Genomic DNA, 15,492 nt, shown 5'->3' on the forward strand with positions numbered 1-15,492 from the left:
GGTATGCAATTTGAATACTCGGAGAGGTACCGAAGCGGTCATAACGGGGCGGTCTTGAAAACCGTTAGGGGGCAACTCCACATGGGTTCGAATCCCATCCTCTCCGCCAGTTTAAAATTCCCCTTGCTGCATAGGGTATGCGGCGAGTCTAACCGAAACGCACTTTACCGTTGAATAACGGGAAGTGCGTTTTTTGTGCTGCGCTCCTTTCGATCGTTCCCTCCATTTTACAATCTTATTTTCCAGGTTTAAAATGGTCGTTAATAAAGGAAAGGGGTACCGCCATGAAGATTCTCATTGTGGGTTATTTTAGCGAGGTTTCGCAGTCAACTCTCGTGAAGTATTTCCCTCAAGACTGGAATGTTGTCATTGTCCCGCCGGGAAACGAAATGCTGGATCATATTGCAGATTGTCACGTCATCATCCCCGAACCTATCCAAGTGGATCATTCACTTCTTTCTCGCGCCCCAAAATTGAAACTGGTTCAGACAGGCGCGGGATTTGATAACGTCGATGTACCCGCCTGTACGCAGCTTGGCATTTGGGTGGCCAATGCGGCAGGAGTGAATGCGCAGGCGGTGGCCGAGCACGTTATGGCTTTGATCTTGTCCTACTATAAGAATATCCCGTTTCTGGATCGCTTCATGAAGAACAGAGAAGACGAGAGTCGATTGGACTATACGGGAAGTGAACTGGAAGGCCAAACGATTGGCATTATCGGTCTGGGCGCTATCGGCAAAAAAGTGGCTGCGTTTTGTAATGTTTTTGATATGAAGGTGCAGGCTTATGGGAAAACGGGCGCTGTCCAACCTGACGATTTGGCTCAAAGGACAGATTTGGATACCCTGCTGAGCACATCGGACATCATCAGCGTACACCTTCCCCTGAATGAACAGACCAAGCGGCTGATCGACAAAAAGGCATTCAAGAAAATGAAGAAAAATGCGCTTTTTATCAATACGGCCCGCGGAGGGATTGTCGACGAACAAGACTTGATCCATGCTTTAAAAAATGGGGATATTGCAGGCGCCTGTCTGGATGTGTTCGAATCCGAGCCTCTTTCCCTGGACAGCGAGCTTCGCCATCTGAATAATGTGATTCTGACTCCCCATACTGCGGGGATGCCGGACGGTCGGAAGTTTCACAGAAAAAGATACGATTTCTTCATAGAGAATATAAAACGTGTCGAAAACGGAGAAGCCCCCGCAAGCAAACTCAATCAACTTCCATAGCAGTGCCAAAGTCAGCCGCCTTCTTCTACACCCGGAGAGGCGGTTTTTATGTATGCTGAAACGAAAAAATGTATAAGTATACAGTTCCTTTTGCCGGAAAACAAGTTGAAAACGAGACAAACTGTCAAAGGATATGGCATAATTGAGAGGAATACTTGTATGCAGAAGTATACGGCGACCATTTATCGGTAAAGGAGAGACCCTATAGCCGCATCCAATCCAAGGGAAGGAAAGTGAATAATGAATGAAACCCTAACCCCGGCTCCGGCACGCAAGCCTTCTGCACCGCGTGCACATGGAAAAAGAACGGTTAAGCAAATTGTAACGAGAACCTTTTTTATCGTCTTCGGCGCAGTGATGGTTGCCGTTGCTTTGGAGCTTTTCCTCGTCCCAAACGAGATCACCGACGGCGGAATTACCGGCATTTCGGTGATGGCCTCTTATCTCAGCGGTTGGAAACTCGGTATTTTCCTATTTATCTTAAACCTCCCTTTTCTTATTGTCGGTTATAAACAGATCGGCAAGACTTTTGCTTTATCCACGCTGCTTGGTATTACGGTTCTTTCGATCGGTACCGTGCTGCTTCACCCTGTGGAGGCGTTCGTGTCGGATAGCCTGCTTGCTTTTGTGTTCGGCGGTATTTTTCTGGGTGTCGGTACGGGAATCGTCATTCGCAACGGCGGTTCGCTCGACGGAACGGAGATTATCGCTATTCTGGTTTCCCGCAAAACGCCTTTTTCCGTCGGGGAAATCGTCATGTTCGTCAACTTGTTCATTTTATCCGGAGCAGGCTTTGTATTCGGTTGGGACCAGGCTTTATTCTCGATTCTTGCCTACTATATCGCCTATAAGATGATCGATGTGACTATTGAAGGAATGAACGAATCCAAATCGGTATGGATCATCAGCGATCAGATCGACGAGATCGGCAACGCGATTCTGGACCGTTTGGGACGCGGAGTCACGTATCTGGCTGGCGAGGGCGGATTTACGGGAGACCCGAAGAAAGTCATTTTCTGCGTGATTACCCGGCTTGAAGAAGCCAAGCTCAAAGAGATCGTGAATCAATTCGACGACAAAGCTTTTCTGGCTATCGGAAATATCCATGATGTCAAAGGCGGCCGCTTCAAGAAAAAAGATATCCATTAATTATCCTTGTTAATAAAAGGGTATTAAGGCAGGACTTAAGAGCCTGAATGGTTCTTGGGACCTGTCTTTTTTATAAGGCTTATTGGCCGATTTTGGAATTTTGAAACTTTTCGAAACAGATTCACGTATACTTAGACGAGTCCGGAAACATAAGCCGATTAGATGGAAATTCAAGGGTTTGAGAGTTTCGATGTTTAACCGTTGGGGTAAGAGGGTAACAGGACGATTTAAAACACATACAGATCTAAAGGGGAGAACAAAACATGAACAAAAAATTATTCGGAAGTTTTGGCGCATTGGTTATGGCTGGTACGCTCGTATTGTCCGGCTGCGGTAACAATGCGGCAAGCCCGGCTGCAAAAGCCGAAGCAACACCGAAAGCCCTGCTGAAAGCTTCGGTAGCAAGCGCTGCAGCAGTCACTTCTTATCAAATGGACAGTAACTTTACCATGAATGAACTGACGGTTACGGTTCCTCCGTCCAGTGCCGACACGGCAAGCGTGAACCAAGTGGTCAGCATGCTCAAAGGCGCGGAATTCAATATGAAGACCGTATACCAAGGCGACCCGATGCAGGCCGAAATGAACCTCGAAGTCAAACTTAAAGGCGACATGGAAATGACGATCAAGCTTCCAATCGTAATGACCAAAGAAAAAATGTACGTAAAAGTTCCGAACATTGCTATTCTCCCACTGCCGCAGGACATTGTTGGCAAGTTCATCGAACTTGATCTGAAAGAACTGGCAGCCGAACAAGGAACCGAATTCAATGACGCTATGCTGGATCCGAAAAACTCGCAGAAGCTGAGCGCGGACCTGAGCGCAGCGGTTCTGGACAGTTTTGACGAAGGCAAATACTTCAAGAAAATCGCTCCTGGCGATGCCGGACTTCCTGAAGGCGTAAAAGCGGAAGACGTTGTTCGCTTCGAAGTAACGAACGACAATGTAAAAGACGCGATTACGACTCTGGTTAACGTAGCCCTGCCGAAAGTGATCGAAACGCTGGATACGCCGGAATACCGTGAAATGCTCGGCATGACCGAACAGGATCTCAAAGACGCGAAAAGCGAACTGAGCACAACGGACAACGAGCAAATGAACAAAGATCTTGAAGAAATGAAAAAATACCTGACTGTGAACACGTTCCAGATCGACACGGCACTGAATGCGGACAAATTCCCGATTCACCAGAAGATGACGATGGACGTTAACTTCCAGGATCCGGAATCCGAAACTTCGGGTAAAGTGTCCCTGACCGGTTCGTCGACTTACAGCAAAGTAAACGAAAAACAGACGTTCGAAGTAGGTATCCCAACAGATACAATCACAATGGACGAACTGGAAAACATGAACTACTAAGATCTCCAACCGTTTCAACAAGAAAAGGCGGCCCCCAGGGCCGCCTTTTTGGTGTGTATCGATTTATTCGATTTCCTGATCGGTTGGGGACAGTTCTACGGCGTATTCGGCTTCTGCCTGGCGGAGTGCTTTGCGTTCTTTCATGCGTCGGCGAAGATCGCGGAAAAAGTCGGACAGCATCGCCGCGCATTCTTCCTGCAGCACACCTTCGATCAGTTCGGTCCGATGGTTGAAGCGGGGCTCCTGCAGCAGATTCATCAGCGTGCCTGCACATCCGGCTTTGGGATCCGGCGTTCCGTAGACGACCAAAGGCACGCGTCCTTGTACAATTGCACCGGCGCACATCGGACAGGGTTCAAGCGTGACGTAAAGGGTACAGTCGAGAAGCCGCCAGGCGCCGATCCGTTCGCTGGCTTCCCGAATAGCAATCATCTCCGCGTGCGCCGTAGCGTCATGTGTCGTTTCCCGCAGATTGTAGCCCCGACCGATAATTTCTCCGCCTCGAACCAGGATTGCGCCGATCGGGACTTCGCCGATCGCTTTGGCTTTTTCGGCTTCTTCGATAGCAAAGCGCATCCAGTATTCATGGCTGTAAGGATCCGGGAATTCCAAAACGATAAAGCCCCTTTCTTCTGTCCGAAAACGAGATATCCATCGAACAAGTATTCTGGTGTTAACATGGTGTGTACAAAATTGTGGATAAGTAAGCAGTAGTCCACAGGGTTATGCACATATTCTACATGAACTTTGTGAATTTGTGAATTGGCTGTGGATAAATAAAGCCCCTTTCCGAAGAAAGAGGCAGAGGGTAAATCGGATTAAGGCGACTTGGTATTTGTTGCACTGATCTTGTTCTCCGCGTCTTGATAGTTCCGGATAATCGAAACTTCAACACGGCGATTCTGCGCGCGGCCGGAAGCCGTGGCATTCGAAGCAACCGGATGATACTCTCCTGCTGCGATCGAAGTAAAGCGGACCGGATCCAGATTCGGATTTTTGAGCAGCACCTGCATGAAGTTATTGGCCCGGCCCGAGCTGAGATCCCAGTTGGACTTAAATGCGTTGTTGGAGATCGGGATATTGTCGGTATGGCCGATAACCTGAATGTTGTAACCCGGGAAATTTTTGAGGATATTCGCAATCGCGGCTGCCAGGGTACGGGAATTCGGTTTGACCGTGGATTCGCCGGAAGCGAACAGCGCTTTGTCGCTGATCGTGATCTGGAGCTGCGACTGATTGAGATTCGTCTCCAGTTGAGTGCTGAGACCGTTTTTGGTAATATAACTGTCCAGCTGCTTTTTCAGCTTGGTCAGATCTTCCTGTTCTTTTTTCTTCAATTTGGCGAGCGTCTCATCAGCCGTGTCTTTCTTCTTGGCCGTGGTGATGTCTGCCTCCTTGGCCATTTCCTCTACGGTTTTGGACCCGTCCTGCGTTTTGCTGTCTTCCGTAGTAGAGGTGTAATCCATAATACTCTTACCTCCGTTGAACACGGAGTCGAACGCTTCGGCCATGGCTTCGAATTTGCTGACATTGGCCGAACTCATGGCATACAAGACGATGAACAGAGCGAGCAGCAGGGTCATAAGGTCGGAATAAGGAAGAAGCCAACTCTCGTCGGCATGTTCTTCGTGGTGTTCCGGTCTAGCTTTCTTGGCCACCCGAAGCGCCTCCCTTTTCTTCTAATTTCTTGCGTTCCGTAGGAGTCAGGAATACGGCAAGTTTTTGATTGATGGCAATAGTCGATACGCCCGATTGAATGGACAGCAGACCTTCAACCATCATCATACGAACTTCCACTTCTTTCTTGGAGATCCGTTTAAGCTTGTTGGAGATCGGGTGGGCCACAACATAGCCGACAAAGATACCGAGCAGGGTGGCAATGAACGCTGCGGCGATGGCGTGGGCCAGTTTGTTCATGTCTTCAAGTTCGCCCAATGCGGCAATCAGACCGACTACGGCGCCGAGAACGCCGAGCGTCGGAGCATACATGCCCGCCTGGGAGAAGATCTGCGCGCCTACGCGGTGACGTTCTTCCATAGCATGAATATCTTCCATCAGCACATCGCTGACAAACTCCTGATCGTTGCCGTCGATGATCATCCGCATCCCGTTGCGCAGGAAGTCGTCATCGATTTCGTCAACTTTGGACTCGAGCGCCAGCAGGCCTTCGCGCCGCGTGATCGATGCCCAATCCATAAACATGCCAACCAGCTCGGGCTTGTCGATCAATTTGGGTTTGAACAGAAAGATCTTGACGAGCTTCGGGAAATTTTTCAGGTCACTCATCGGGAAACCGACGAATATGGTTGAAACGGTACCTCCAATAATGATAAGATAGGCCGCCGGCACCATCAGGGCACCCAACGGAGCACCTTTCAAAATCATGCCGACAAAAATGGAAACCAGAGCGAGAACCAGACCGATAAGAGACGATAATTCCATGTAAGCACCTCATCCATGAGAATATAAAACTTCATAAGCACGGCCATCCCTGGCCTTTGCGAACTGCAAGAAACAAAACGGAAAACGTAGGCGACCTTCTCGTACGAGCTTCAAACGGGACTGCCGGATGGTACGCATTCGATGAAGCGAAACCTGTTCAACAGTCCAAATATTCGGACAACGGCATCGTCAGGCGATTTTCGACTAAAAACACCCTATGGCTCGATATGTTTTTTATCGACAAGGGGAGCTTTTTTTTTAAGAGATAAATTGCGCTATAATGAAAATAAGATAGCCGGTTCACAATAATGTACAAAAAAAGGAGCAGAAGCAATGGGAGTTAAACACGGAAGAGATTACGGGGATATCCTGCAGGATTTGACGAAAGCGGTCTCATTGATTCCGGACAGTTATTTGTTCTTCGAAATGGATTCGGAAGACTGGGAACGTATGGGAACGGAAGACCGTCTCGAAGTCCAGGAAGCGCTGGCGGAAGATCTGTTCTATGGACTGGGCACCCAGCCGTCGATCGGTGTAGGCAGCGCGGTCGTGATCCACGATGCGGATCTTCATCGGATCAACGTACTGATCGGAGACAAGCAGATGACCTTTGTGCCTTTGATCTGATTTGATCCGAAGAAGCGGGGGCATCGTGGAAGGAAACGCACAGAATCTGCCTTGGATGAGCCCAAAAAGCCGGCGCACCGCGAATCGTGGTGCGCCGGCTTTTTGAATAGGGATGTAGTCATGGAAAGCGGGTGTATGCCCGATCAGGGCGAGACGCGGCTGGGGGACGTCCAGGCATCTGCTTCCGGGCGGCAAAGCCAACCAGGCGGTCTGTGCCGCTCAATTGGGCGCGCGACCATGATCGGGTATCGGTGCCGCCGGGTTCGTCTGTGCGAGGAGCCGGATCTACTCCGCCGGCTCCTCGTAGACCATGCAGTAGAACGGCTTCATGCCGCCCGGTGTCATCCGTTCGTACAGATCGGTGATATGAAAGCCGGCTTTACGGTAGGCTTTGATCGCGCGCTGATTCCAGGTGAGCACCTCCAGGTCGATCTCCTGGCCGGGAATGCGCCGCAGGGCTTCTGCCGTAACGGCGCGGACAAACTCCGGACCCGTCCCGCGGCCGCACAGATCGGGGCGCATGCCGATGCCGAGGCGAGTTGTGCCGCCGAGCGGGAAGAGCTGGGCAAACCCGCACAGATCCTCGCCTTGATAGACTGTCACATACTGCTGTTCGCGCAGCTCGGGATCGCCGAATTCGATCCCGAGCTGTTTGACTTCTTCCCAGGGCATCCAGCCGTAGATATCATAGGGGAAGTCGTACTGCCAACCGCAGACGGCTTCCGCTTCCCGCTCGGTCATCGGATGAACTTCGAAAGGCTGCGCGTGCATAGTCGTTCGTCTCCTTCATATAAAAGATGCCCAATAAAATGGGAGAATGCGTTTAAGCGTTCCGCTCGCGGGTAATATTTTGTAAGACAAGATTTACACGGCATTTGAAACCTTTTCAAGCTTACAACCGTTTAAAAGAGAAATGAAACAGGATTTCGATCCACCGAACACATGAAAAAACCGCATCGGATGATTGCACTCATCCAATACGGCTTCAGAATTCATAGATAAAGTTATGGAACGGATCTGTAGGATCCTAGAAAGAATTCGATTTTAGTTGCTGGCAAGGGACGAATACGTGGATGTGCTCATGACGCGAGCGGCTCCAACGTAACGTTCGGCATAATAACTCGAGCCCAGGCTGTCGTAGCGAACTCCGTTCGAAGACGACGAATGGGCGAATTTGCCGTTGCCTACATAGATGCCCACATGGGAAATGCCCCGGCCGTTCGTGTTGAAGAATACCAGATCTCCCGCACGCAGGTCGCTCTTGTCAACTTTGGAACCGGCGCTGTACTGCGAAGAAGATTGGCGCGGCAGGTTGATTTTGAGTTTGTCGAAGACATAACTTGTGAATCCCGAGCAGTCAAAGCCGTTAGGTGTAGTTCCTGCTGTGCGATAAGGTGTTCCAACTACAGAGTCGATTACGTTGTCCAATTGGGAGTCTGCATGAGCATTTCCTGCGCTTGCTACGCTAAAGGCGATAGCGAGACCCATTACTGCGGCTGTCAGCTTCTTCTTCAAAGACATTGTACCCCTTCCATGTTTGCCTGCGAGGTTAGCTTAAGGATTCGGTTGAGAAGGTCCCCCTATGACTCCTTCGTTGCGAAGTCAATTCACCCATAACTGGTTCCCCCGCTTCCCGGTGCCTGAATTAGGCTCAGATCTTGGTTTGCACCGATAAAGCTTCGGATATTCTTCCGTCGTTGTCAAAATGCGCAATTTCTATGGCTTCAATCAAAGTTTACAAAGTTGTTACTACTCACAAAACACATTGTAGCAAAGGACTTAGCCGTTGGCAAACCTTTATTTAACATTGTTTTGATGCGTGTTTGACGCGGACCTTCCATCAAAACGTGCAAACCGCGCGGCTATGCGGTTTTGCGAAAGTTAAAAAAGAGAATGTTCACATAAATTTACGAAGCTTCCTATCTTCCGAGAGGCTTTTAAGCGACTTTACCCTGCGGTTTATCAAATAGGGACCCGGGTGTTTTGTTTTGCTTTCGTCTTTTTATCGGATAGAATAGAAGAAGATGAAGAGTTTCATGAAAAAAGATTAATTTTTTGCAAGAATTTGGATGAATTTAATCGCCGAAAGGGGTGCGGACTCCCGCCATGGAAGACAATCAGACAGGTAAAAAACAGCTTGGGCTCAACATCATCAGCAGCAGCCAAAAGAGCAGCAAACATAAGGGTTTCGGTACCGGCGCCATTAACTTAAACAATGTATCCCCGATTATCATAGACGAAGGCGAAGCCAAGATCGATGTAGGCGCCATGCACGCGAAGAGCAAAGTGGAGCGGGGTATCAAGTTTACCGCCGAGCGCATGGATGCCGAAGGCGGACGCCGCGTATGGCTGGTCTGGGTGGCGGTGGACAAGACGGAAGAAGGCGGAAGCTATGCCGGAGCGACGGCCTGCGAGATGTGGATCAACAGCGAAACCAAGCGAGGCTTCAAGATTCTGGCCGATCACGTAAACAAACTCGATTATGCGATCAAGCGCAAGATTATGCTCGGTGAAATGGACGACGGAGCCAAGACGGCGCTCAAGACGCTGCTGACGGCGCACAACGAAGAATGGTGGAACCGTTCGCCGGAAGAGCTCAAGGAAGCCCTGAGCGTTTAATCGCCCTGCCTGTTATCGTATTTTTGCCTAAATGACGAAGAAGCGCCGATCCCTTTGCGGGACCGGCGCTTTTTTTACAAATAAAATCGCTTCGGCGGATGGGTCTTGTCGTGGATCGAGACGTACGGATGGTCTTTAATCAAAAAGCGCCAAGGTTCGGCCGCATATTCTTCCGCATAGTCGATATTGATACGCGGACCGCACATGATCTTCAGCGAAGCGGGATCGTCGCCGGCTTCAAGATACAGCGGGCTGGTCGGTACGGTCAGGCGGCAGCCGTTGAGCGATTTGTCGATATCCAGCGCCCGGCACAGCTTGCCCGGTCCGCTGGACAGATCGGACGCTTTCTTCGATTTGATCCTGCGGAAAAAGCGCATGCGCCGCTCGTCTTCTTCGGTGAGCGGCTCCACGGCTCGGATCAGCACGGCCTGCGGGTTGTCTTTTTCTCCCGTGACGACGTTCAGGCAGTGGTACATGCCGTAGATCAGATAGATATAGGCCGGTCCCCCGGTTCCGAACATGATCTCCGTGCGGGGGGTTCGCCGGCCGCCGTAGGCATGGCTGCCTTTGTCTTCGATACCGCCGTAACTCTCCGTCTCGATAATCCGGCTGCGGATCTCTCCGAATTCGGTGCGGCGTACCAACGTCTGGCCCAGCAGCCGCGGAGACGCTTCAAGCGCGGTCGAGGCGAACAGGGAAGCCGGGAGGGGGCGGAAGCCGCCCGGCGTTGGATTCGGCGTGAGGGACTGCATCGGGATACCTCCTTTTCGCGGATTCCGGTAGGCTTTCATCGGATTCTTCTTTATTTTAATAAACGTCCGCGGCACGCGTAAACCCGGGCCGAGACCGCATGCTTTCGCCAGAAACGCGGAAGTCGGCCTTTTTTTGCCCAAGGACTGTTTGTACTCGTGGCAAGCACTAGTACCTTGACCGATAATGATGTTAGGTTACGCCCCTCGAAAACCCGCTTGAAACATACGTGTTTCCGATGAACGCAAACCTTAGATTTAATTCGGTCAAGGTACTAGTCCCTTGACCGATAAAGAGGTTAGGTTACGCCCCTCGAAAACCCGCTTGAACCGTGCGTGTTTCCGATGAACGCAAACCCCAGATTTGATTCGGTCAAGGTACTAGGTCCGAATAACGGAATATGCTATAGTACTATAGAAGAAATCTTCATTAAACGGATTGGAGCGGAAGCGTTATGTCAGATACGAGCCGCGTCCTGATTACAATCAACAGCAGGCAAGGCGAAGAAACGGTCGAGCAGACGCTCGCCGGGCAGCTTTTTCGGAAAGACAAAGCCTTGTATCTTCGTTATGAGGAGCCGGGTGCAAGCGGAAATCCGGGAAGCGTACGGACGCTGCTCAAGATCACGCAGGAAGAATTGAAAGTCATCCGCCACGGCGAGGTCGAATCGGAGCAGTCCTTCCGCCTAGGAAGCAGTCTGCCTGGTTTTTACCGTTCGCCTTACACGCGTTTTACGCTGGTTACCCATACCCGGGAGCTGAGCATACGCATGGAAGGTTCGGCGGGAGAGATTTTTTGGGCGTACGAATTGGAAGTCCATGATGCCATCTCGGGCCAGTTTGCCGTTAGCTTAACCATACAGGAGGAAGTCAACCGACATGACGATTAACCCGCTCGAACAGCTTGAAAATACCGTCAGAACAGCTGTCGCTCAGGCGATTGCCAAATCCGGCCTTGTGGCCGAAGCCGATATTCCGGACATTGCGCTGGAGGTACCCAAAGACAAGACCCACGGCGATTTGTCCACCAATGCGGCGATGCAGCTGACCCGTCTCGCCAAGAAGAACCCGCGTGCGATCGCCGAAGCGATCCTCGAGAACCTGGACCGCGAATCGGCCGGGATCGAACGTACCGAGATCGCCGGACCGGGCTTCATCAACTTTACGCTCAACAAGAGCTATCTGTATCCGGTCGTCGGCACGATTCATGCGCAGGGCGAGAACTACGGACGGATCGAAGACGGCAAAGGCAAGCGCGTCCAGCTCGAATTCGTCAGCGCGAACCCGACCGGCAGCCTGCATCTGGGCCATGCCCGCGGAGCGGCCGTTGGTGATGCGCTCTGCAACGTACTCGACTTCGCCGGGTACGGCGTAACACGCGAATACTACATCAACGATGCCGGCAACCAGGTCATGAACCTGTGCGTCTCGATCGAAGCCCGCTATCTTCAGGAACTGGGCCAGGATGCGCAGATGCCCGAAGACGGATATTACGGCGAGGATATCAAAGGTTTTGCCAAGGAATTGGTCGAACTTGAAGGCGATCGCCTGGTGTCGATGAGCCAGAGCGAACGGATGGAGTATCTGCGCACCTACGGACTGGAAAAGGAAATGCAGAAGATCCGCCGCGACCTCGACCGTTTCCGGGTGCACTTCGACGTCTTCTTCAGCGAAACTTCCCTGTACGAGAACGGACAGGTGCTGGATGCGCTCGACGAACTGCGCGGCCGCGACGAAGTCTATGAACTCGACGGGGCCACCTGGCTCCGAACGACCAAATACGGCGACGACAAAGACCGTGTGCTGATCAAGAATGACGGCACCTACACCTATCTGACACCGGATATCGCTTATCACCGCGACAAGTACGCCCGCGGTTTCGACAAGGTCATGAATATCTGGGGCGCCGATCACCACGGATACATTCCGCGGATGAAAGCCGCCATGCAGGGACTCGGCAACGATCCCGAGAAGCTGATCGTACTGATCGCGCAGATGGTCAGCCTGTTCCAGGGCGGCGAGAAGGTCAAGATGTCCAAGCGGACCGGCAAAGCCGTTACGATGGAAGAGCTGATGGACGAAGTGGGCATCGATCCGATGCGTTACTTCTTCACGATGCGCAGCATGGATTCGCACCTGGACTTCGATATGGACCTTGCGGTTTCGACATCGAACGAGAACCCGGCCTTCTACGTACAGTACGCGCATGCGCGCATCTGCAGTATTTTCCGTCAGGCCGAAGAGAAGAACGTAACGGTGCTGCCGCTCGATCAGGTCGACCTGAGCAAGCTGACGGCTCCGCACGAATATGATCTGCTTCGCAAGATCGGCGAGCTGCCGGAAGAGATCCGTATCACCGCCGAAGGCTATGCGCCGCACCGTTTGACCCGTTACGTGTACGAAGTGGCCGCCATGCTTCACAGCTACTACAAAGCGGAACGCTTTATTACGGAAGACGACGCGCTGACCCAGGCCCGTCTGGCGCTGCTCGGTGCGATTCGCACCGTGATCGCGAATGTGCTGCGGCTTATCGGGGTATCGGCACCGGATCGGATGTAACGTCCGCTGCAGCCTTGGCGGCCGGCGCGTTTTTCGGACAGGCTGCCAAGGCTGCCTAACGGCTGCGAAATCCGGAGATTCCGATGTCTTTTTAGGCGACCGCCGGAAAATCGTTCGGCCGCCTTGCTTTTTACGCGCGAATGCGTTTTACTTATGTTGACTTTTTTTGTTTGATCCGAGTTGCATTATGTTTTGAGAGGAAGTGTCCATTTGACACCTGCACCGATTGAATTGTCGATCGATACCGAGAAGATTCGCGAAATGCCGATGGTCGATTTGGCGTTCTTGATTTTGAAGAAAGCCAACGAGCCTTACTATTACCCGGACCTGATGAAAGAAGTGGCGCGTCACCGCGGCCTCACTCAGGCAGAAGCCCAGAATATGATTGCCCAGCTGTATACGGAAATCAATATCGATGGCCGTTTTGCCTGCGTAGGCACCAACCTGTGGGGTCTGAAACGCTGGTATCCGCTGGAGAAATCCGAAGATCCGATTCTGGGTACGAAACGTCCGCGTATCATCAACGACGAAGACGACGACGATCTGGAAGACGAAGCCGTATTCAGTCCGGACGAAGAAGCTTTCGATTCGGCCGATGAGGACGAAGACGACGATCTGTTCGATGCCGACGAAGAAGACGCGGACGAAGACGTAATCGTCGACGACGAGATCGAAGACGAAGAAGAAGAGATCGAAGGCGAAGAGATGGAAGAAGAGGAAGAGGAAGAGGAAGAAGAAGAGGAGTTCGAAGGCGAAGAAAAAAGCTAAGCGCTATTTCGCTGTCGTACTCTTCCTTGGAATCTCTTTTTCACGGACCCGGAGCGGCATAGCGAACGGAACGAAAGAGCCCGTTTTCCGTGCTTGACAGCCCTCCGGCCAGAAGGTAAACTATTGCTTGGGCTTTTGATTTAGGTACGGACTTATATGGAAAAAGCGATAAAAGTGCCCCGTGGACACGGGTGTCACTTTTTTTGTTTTTTATAGGATATTTTCCATACGCACAGCCATCCGATTTGCTAGACCCGATGCGCCGGAACGTTTGCAATTTAAATATCATTACAGTACAGGGGGTTTTTTACAGTGACCAAGTATATCTTCGTAACGGGCGGGGTTGTGTCTTCGCTTGGCAAAGGCATCACGGCCGCGTCGCTCGGCAGGCTTCTCAAAAACAGAGGACTGAAAGTGACCATCCAGAAGTTCGATCCATACATCAACGTGGACCCGGGAACGATGAGTCCGTATCAGCACGGTGAAGTGTTCGTCACGGACGACGGCGCGGAAACGGACCTTGACCTCGGACACTATGAACGTTTCATCGATATCAACCTTTCGAAGAACAGCAACGTAACGACCGGCAAAGTCTATTCTTCGGTAATCAGCAAAGAGCGCCGGGGCGAATACCTGGGCGGCACGGTACAGGTTATCCCGCATATCACGAACGAAATCAAGGAACGCATCATGCGTGCCGGCCGAGAGTCCGGTTCCGATGTCGTCATCACCGAAATCGGTGGTACGGTAGGCGACATCGAGAGTTTGCCGTTCCTCGAATCGATCCGTCAGCTTCGCAGCGACGTAGGCCGCGACAACGTGATGTACATTCACGTGACGCTGATTCCTTACATTAAAGCAGCCGGCGAGATCAAAACCAAGCCGACCCAACACAGTGTCAAGGAACTGCGCAGCATCGGGATTCAGCCGAACGTGATCGTGTGCCGTACGGAGCACGAACTGTCCGAAGACACCAAAGCGAAGATCGGACTGTTCTGCGATCTGGACAAAGACGCCGTGGTGGAATGCCGCGATGCGGCGACGCTGTACGAAGTTCCGTTGAATCTGCGTGCCGAAGGCCTGGACGAGATCGTCGTCAAGCATCTTAAGCTCGACACGCCGCAGCCGGACATGACGGAATGGGAAGCGCTCGTCGACCGGATCGGCAAACTGGAAAAAACGGTCGAAATCGCGATTGTCGGCAAATACGTTGCGCTGCACGACGCTTATTTGAGCGTTGTCGAATCGCTGGCCCATGCCGGCTTCGATGCCAATGCGGATGTGAAGATCCGTTGGGTCGATGCCGAAGAAGTAACCGAAGAGAACGTCGAAGACATGCTTGGCGGCCTCGGAGGCATTCTGGTTCCGGGCGGATTCGGCGACCGGGGGATCGAAGGCAAGATTACGGCGATCCGTTATGCACGCGAGAACAACGTTCCGTTCTTCGGCATCTGCCTCGGTATGCAGGTTTCGGTCATCGAATACGCGCGCGCTCTGGCCAACATGGAAGGTGCAAACAGCTCGGAGATCGATCCGACTACGACATTCCCGGTGATCGATCTGCTGCCGGAACAAAAAGACATCGAAGATCTGGGCGGCACGATGCGTCTGGGCCTGTATCCGTGCAAACTGGTGGAAGGATCCCTCGCCATGCAGTGCTACGACGACGAGCTGGTCTACGAAAGACACCGTCACCGGTACGAGTTCAACAACGCTTACCGCGAACAGATCGAAGCGGCCGGTCTGGTCATCTCCGGCACTTCGCCGGACGGCCGTCTGGTTGAAATCGTCGAACTGCCGAACCATCCTTGGTTCCTGGCGGTACAGTTCCATCCGGAATTCACTTCCAGACCGAACCGTCCCCAGCCGCTGTTCCGCGAATTTGTCAAAGCTTCGATTACGTATTCGATCAACTAGTACCTTGACCGAATTAAATCTAAGGTTTGCGTTCATCGGAAACACGTATGTTTCAAGCGGGTTTTCGAGGGG

At 51.8% G+C, this 15,492-nt stretch carries 15 protein-coding genes, 1 tRNA gene and 1 riboswitch; of the genes, 10 read left to right on the forward strand and 6 right to left on the reverse strand.

What is annotated here, in order from left to right; all coding sequences use genetic code 11:
- Window positions 1–20 precede the first annotated feature (20 nt).
- The 4 genes from HRQ60_RS21520 to HRQ60_RS21535 all read left to right on the forward strand — a co-directional run bounded on the left by HRQ60_RS21520 (window position 21) and on the right by HRQ60_RS21535 (window position 3,739).
- A tRNA-Ser gene (locus HRQ60_RS21520) sits at window positions 21–109 on the forward strand.
- Window positions 110–284: 175 nt separating this feature from the next.
- Complete coding sequence (locus HRQ60_RS21525; protein WP_172200122.1) at window positions 285–1,232, forward strand: NAD(P)-dependent oxidoreductase; 948 nt, start codon at window positions 285–287, stop codon at window positions 1,230–1,232.
- A gap of 240 nt (window positions 1,233–1,472) precedes the next feature.
- On the forward strand, window positions 1,473–2,381 hold the full coding sequence (locus HRQ60_RS21530) for a YitT family protein (RefSeq protein ID WP_172200125.1): 909 nt from the start codon (window positions 1,473–1,475) through the stop codon (window positions 2,379–2,381).
- Window positions 2,382–2,644: 263 nt separating this feature from the next.
- The gene (locus HRQ60_RS21535) at window positions 2,645–3,739 is read left to right on the forward strand and encodes a hypothetical protein (RefSeq protein WP_172200128.1); all 1,095 of its coding nucleotides are present in this window, start codon (window positions 2,645–2,647) and stop codon (window positions 3,737–3,739) included.
- 63 nt (window positions 3,740–3,802) lie between these two features.
- Here the strand turns inward: HRQ60_RS21535 and tadA are convergent, their stop codons facing one another.
- The 3 genes from tadA to motA form a co-directional block, all read right to left on the reverse strand.
- On the reverse strand, window positions 3,803–4,351 hold the full coding sequence (gene tadA, locus HRQ60_RS21540; RefSeq protein ID WP_281358157.1) for a tRNA adenosine(34) deaminase TadA: 549 nt from the start codon (window positions 4,349–4,351) through the stop codon (window positions 3,803–3,805).
- A 206-nt stretch (window positions 4,352–4,557) separates the two neighbouring features.
- Window positions 4,558–5,397 (reverse strand): flagellar motor protein MotB, encoded by an 840-nt coding sequence (locus HRQ60_RS21545; RefSeq protein ID WP_172200131.1) that lies wholly within the window; start codon window positions 5,395–5,397, stop codon window positions 4,558–4,560.
- Window positions 5,381–6,181 carry a flagellar motor stator protein MotA gene (gene motA / locus HRQ60_RS21550; protein WP_172200134.1) on the reverse strand — a complete coding sequence of 267 codons (801 nt, stop codon included), beginning with the start codon at window positions 6,179–6,181 and terminating at the stop codon, window positions 5,381–5,383. Before motA ends, HRQ60_RS21545 begins: the two co-directional genes overlap by 17 nt.
- A gap of 333 nt (window positions 6,182–6,514) precedes the next feature.
- Here motA and HRQ60_RS21555 point away from each other — a divergent pair, with 333 nt between their 5' ends.
- Window positions 6,515–6,808 (forward strand): hypothetical protein, encoded by a 294-nt coding sequence (locus HRQ60_RS21555; protein ID WP_172200137.1) that lies wholly within the window; start codon window positions 6,515–6,517, stop codon window positions 6,806–6,808.
- Between the two features lie 285 nt (window positions 6,809–7,093).
- On the opposite strand, the gene HRQ60_RS21560 is transcribed toward HRQ60_RS21555, so the two are convergent.
- Both HRQ60_RS21560 and HRQ60_RS21565 read right to left on the reverse strand, forming a co-directional pair.
- Window positions 7,094–7,579, reverse strand: coding sequence for a GNAT family N-acetyltransferase (locus HRQ60_RS21560; protein ID WP_172200140.1), 486 nt, complete (start codon window positions 7,577–7,579; stop codon window positions 7,094–7,096).
- 273 nt (window positions 7,580–7,852) lie between these two features.
- Window positions 7,853–8,323 (reverse strand): C40 family peptidase, encoded by a 471-nt coding sequence (locus tag HRQ60_RS21565; RefSeq protein WP_172200164.1) that lies wholly within the window; start codon window positions 8,321–8,323, stop codon window positions 7,853–7,855.
- 8 nt (window positions 8,324–8,331) lie between these two features.
- Window positions 8,332–8,470: riboswitch (cyclic di-AMP (ydaO/yuaA leader) on the reverse strand.
- A 444-nt stretch (window positions 8,471–8,914) separates the two neighbouring features.
- On the opposite strand from HRQ60_RS21565, the gene HRQ60_RS21570 reads away from it, so the two are divergent.
- A complete protein-coding gene (locus HRQ60_RS21570) occupies window positions 8,915–9,427 on the forward strand; it encodes a YwhD family protein (protein ID WP_172200143.1) in 513 nt (170 codons plus the stop codon).
- 74 nt (window positions 9,428–9,501) lie between these two features.
- Here HRQ60_RS21570 and HRQ60_RS21575 read toward each other — a convergent pair whose 3' ends face one another.
- A complete protein-coding gene (locus HRQ60_RS21575; protein ID WP_172200146.1) occupies window positions 9,502–10,179 on the reverse strand; it encodes a DNA-3-methyladenine glycosylase in 678 nt (225 codons plus the stop codon).
- 452 nt (window positions 10,180–10,631) lie between these two features.
- Here HRQ60_RS21575 and HRQ60_RS21580 point away from each other — a divergent pair, with 452 nt between their 5' ends.
- The 4 genes from HRQ60_RS21580 to pyrG all read left to right on the forward strand — a co-directional run bounded on the left by HRQ60_RS21580 (window position 10,632) and on the right by pyrG (window position 15,420).
- Entirely contained in the window at window positions 10,632–11,066 is a 435-nt protein-coding gene (locus tag HRQ60_RS21580; protein WP_172200149.1) for a YwiB family protein, read from the forward strand.
- Window positions 11,056–12,735, forward strand: a complete 1,680-nt coding sequence (argS, locus tag HRQ60_RS21585; protein ID WP_172200152.1) for an arginine--tRNA ligase — start codon at window positions 11,056–11,058, stop codon at window positions 12,733–12,735. The genes HRQ60_RS21580 and argS overlap by 11 nt, the downstream gene beginning before the upstream one ends.
- Before the next feature lie 261 nt (window positions 12,736–12,996).
- Window positions 12,997–13,503, forward strand: coding sequence for a DNA-directed RNA polymerase subunit delta (rpoE, locus tag HRQ60_RS21590; RefSeq protein WP_216671665.1), 507 nt, complete (start codon window positions 12,997–12,999; stop codon window positions 13,501–13,503).
- A 312-nt stretch (window positions 13,504–13,815) separates the two neighbouring features.
- On the forward strand, window positions 13,816–15,420 hold the full coding sequence (gene pyrG, locus HRQ60_RS21595; protein ID WP_172200158.1) for a CTP synthase: 1,605 nt from the start codon (window positions 13,816–13,818) through the stop codon (window positions 15,418–15,420).
- The last annotated feature ends 72 nt before the right edge of the window (window positions 15,421–15,492 follow it).

It is taken from the genome of Saccharibacillus qingshengii (genome assembly GCF_013185195.1).
GTDB classification, from domain to species: domain Bacteria; phylum Bacillota; class Bacilli; order Paenibacillales; family Paenibacillaceae; genus Saccharibacillus; species Saccharibacillus qingshengii.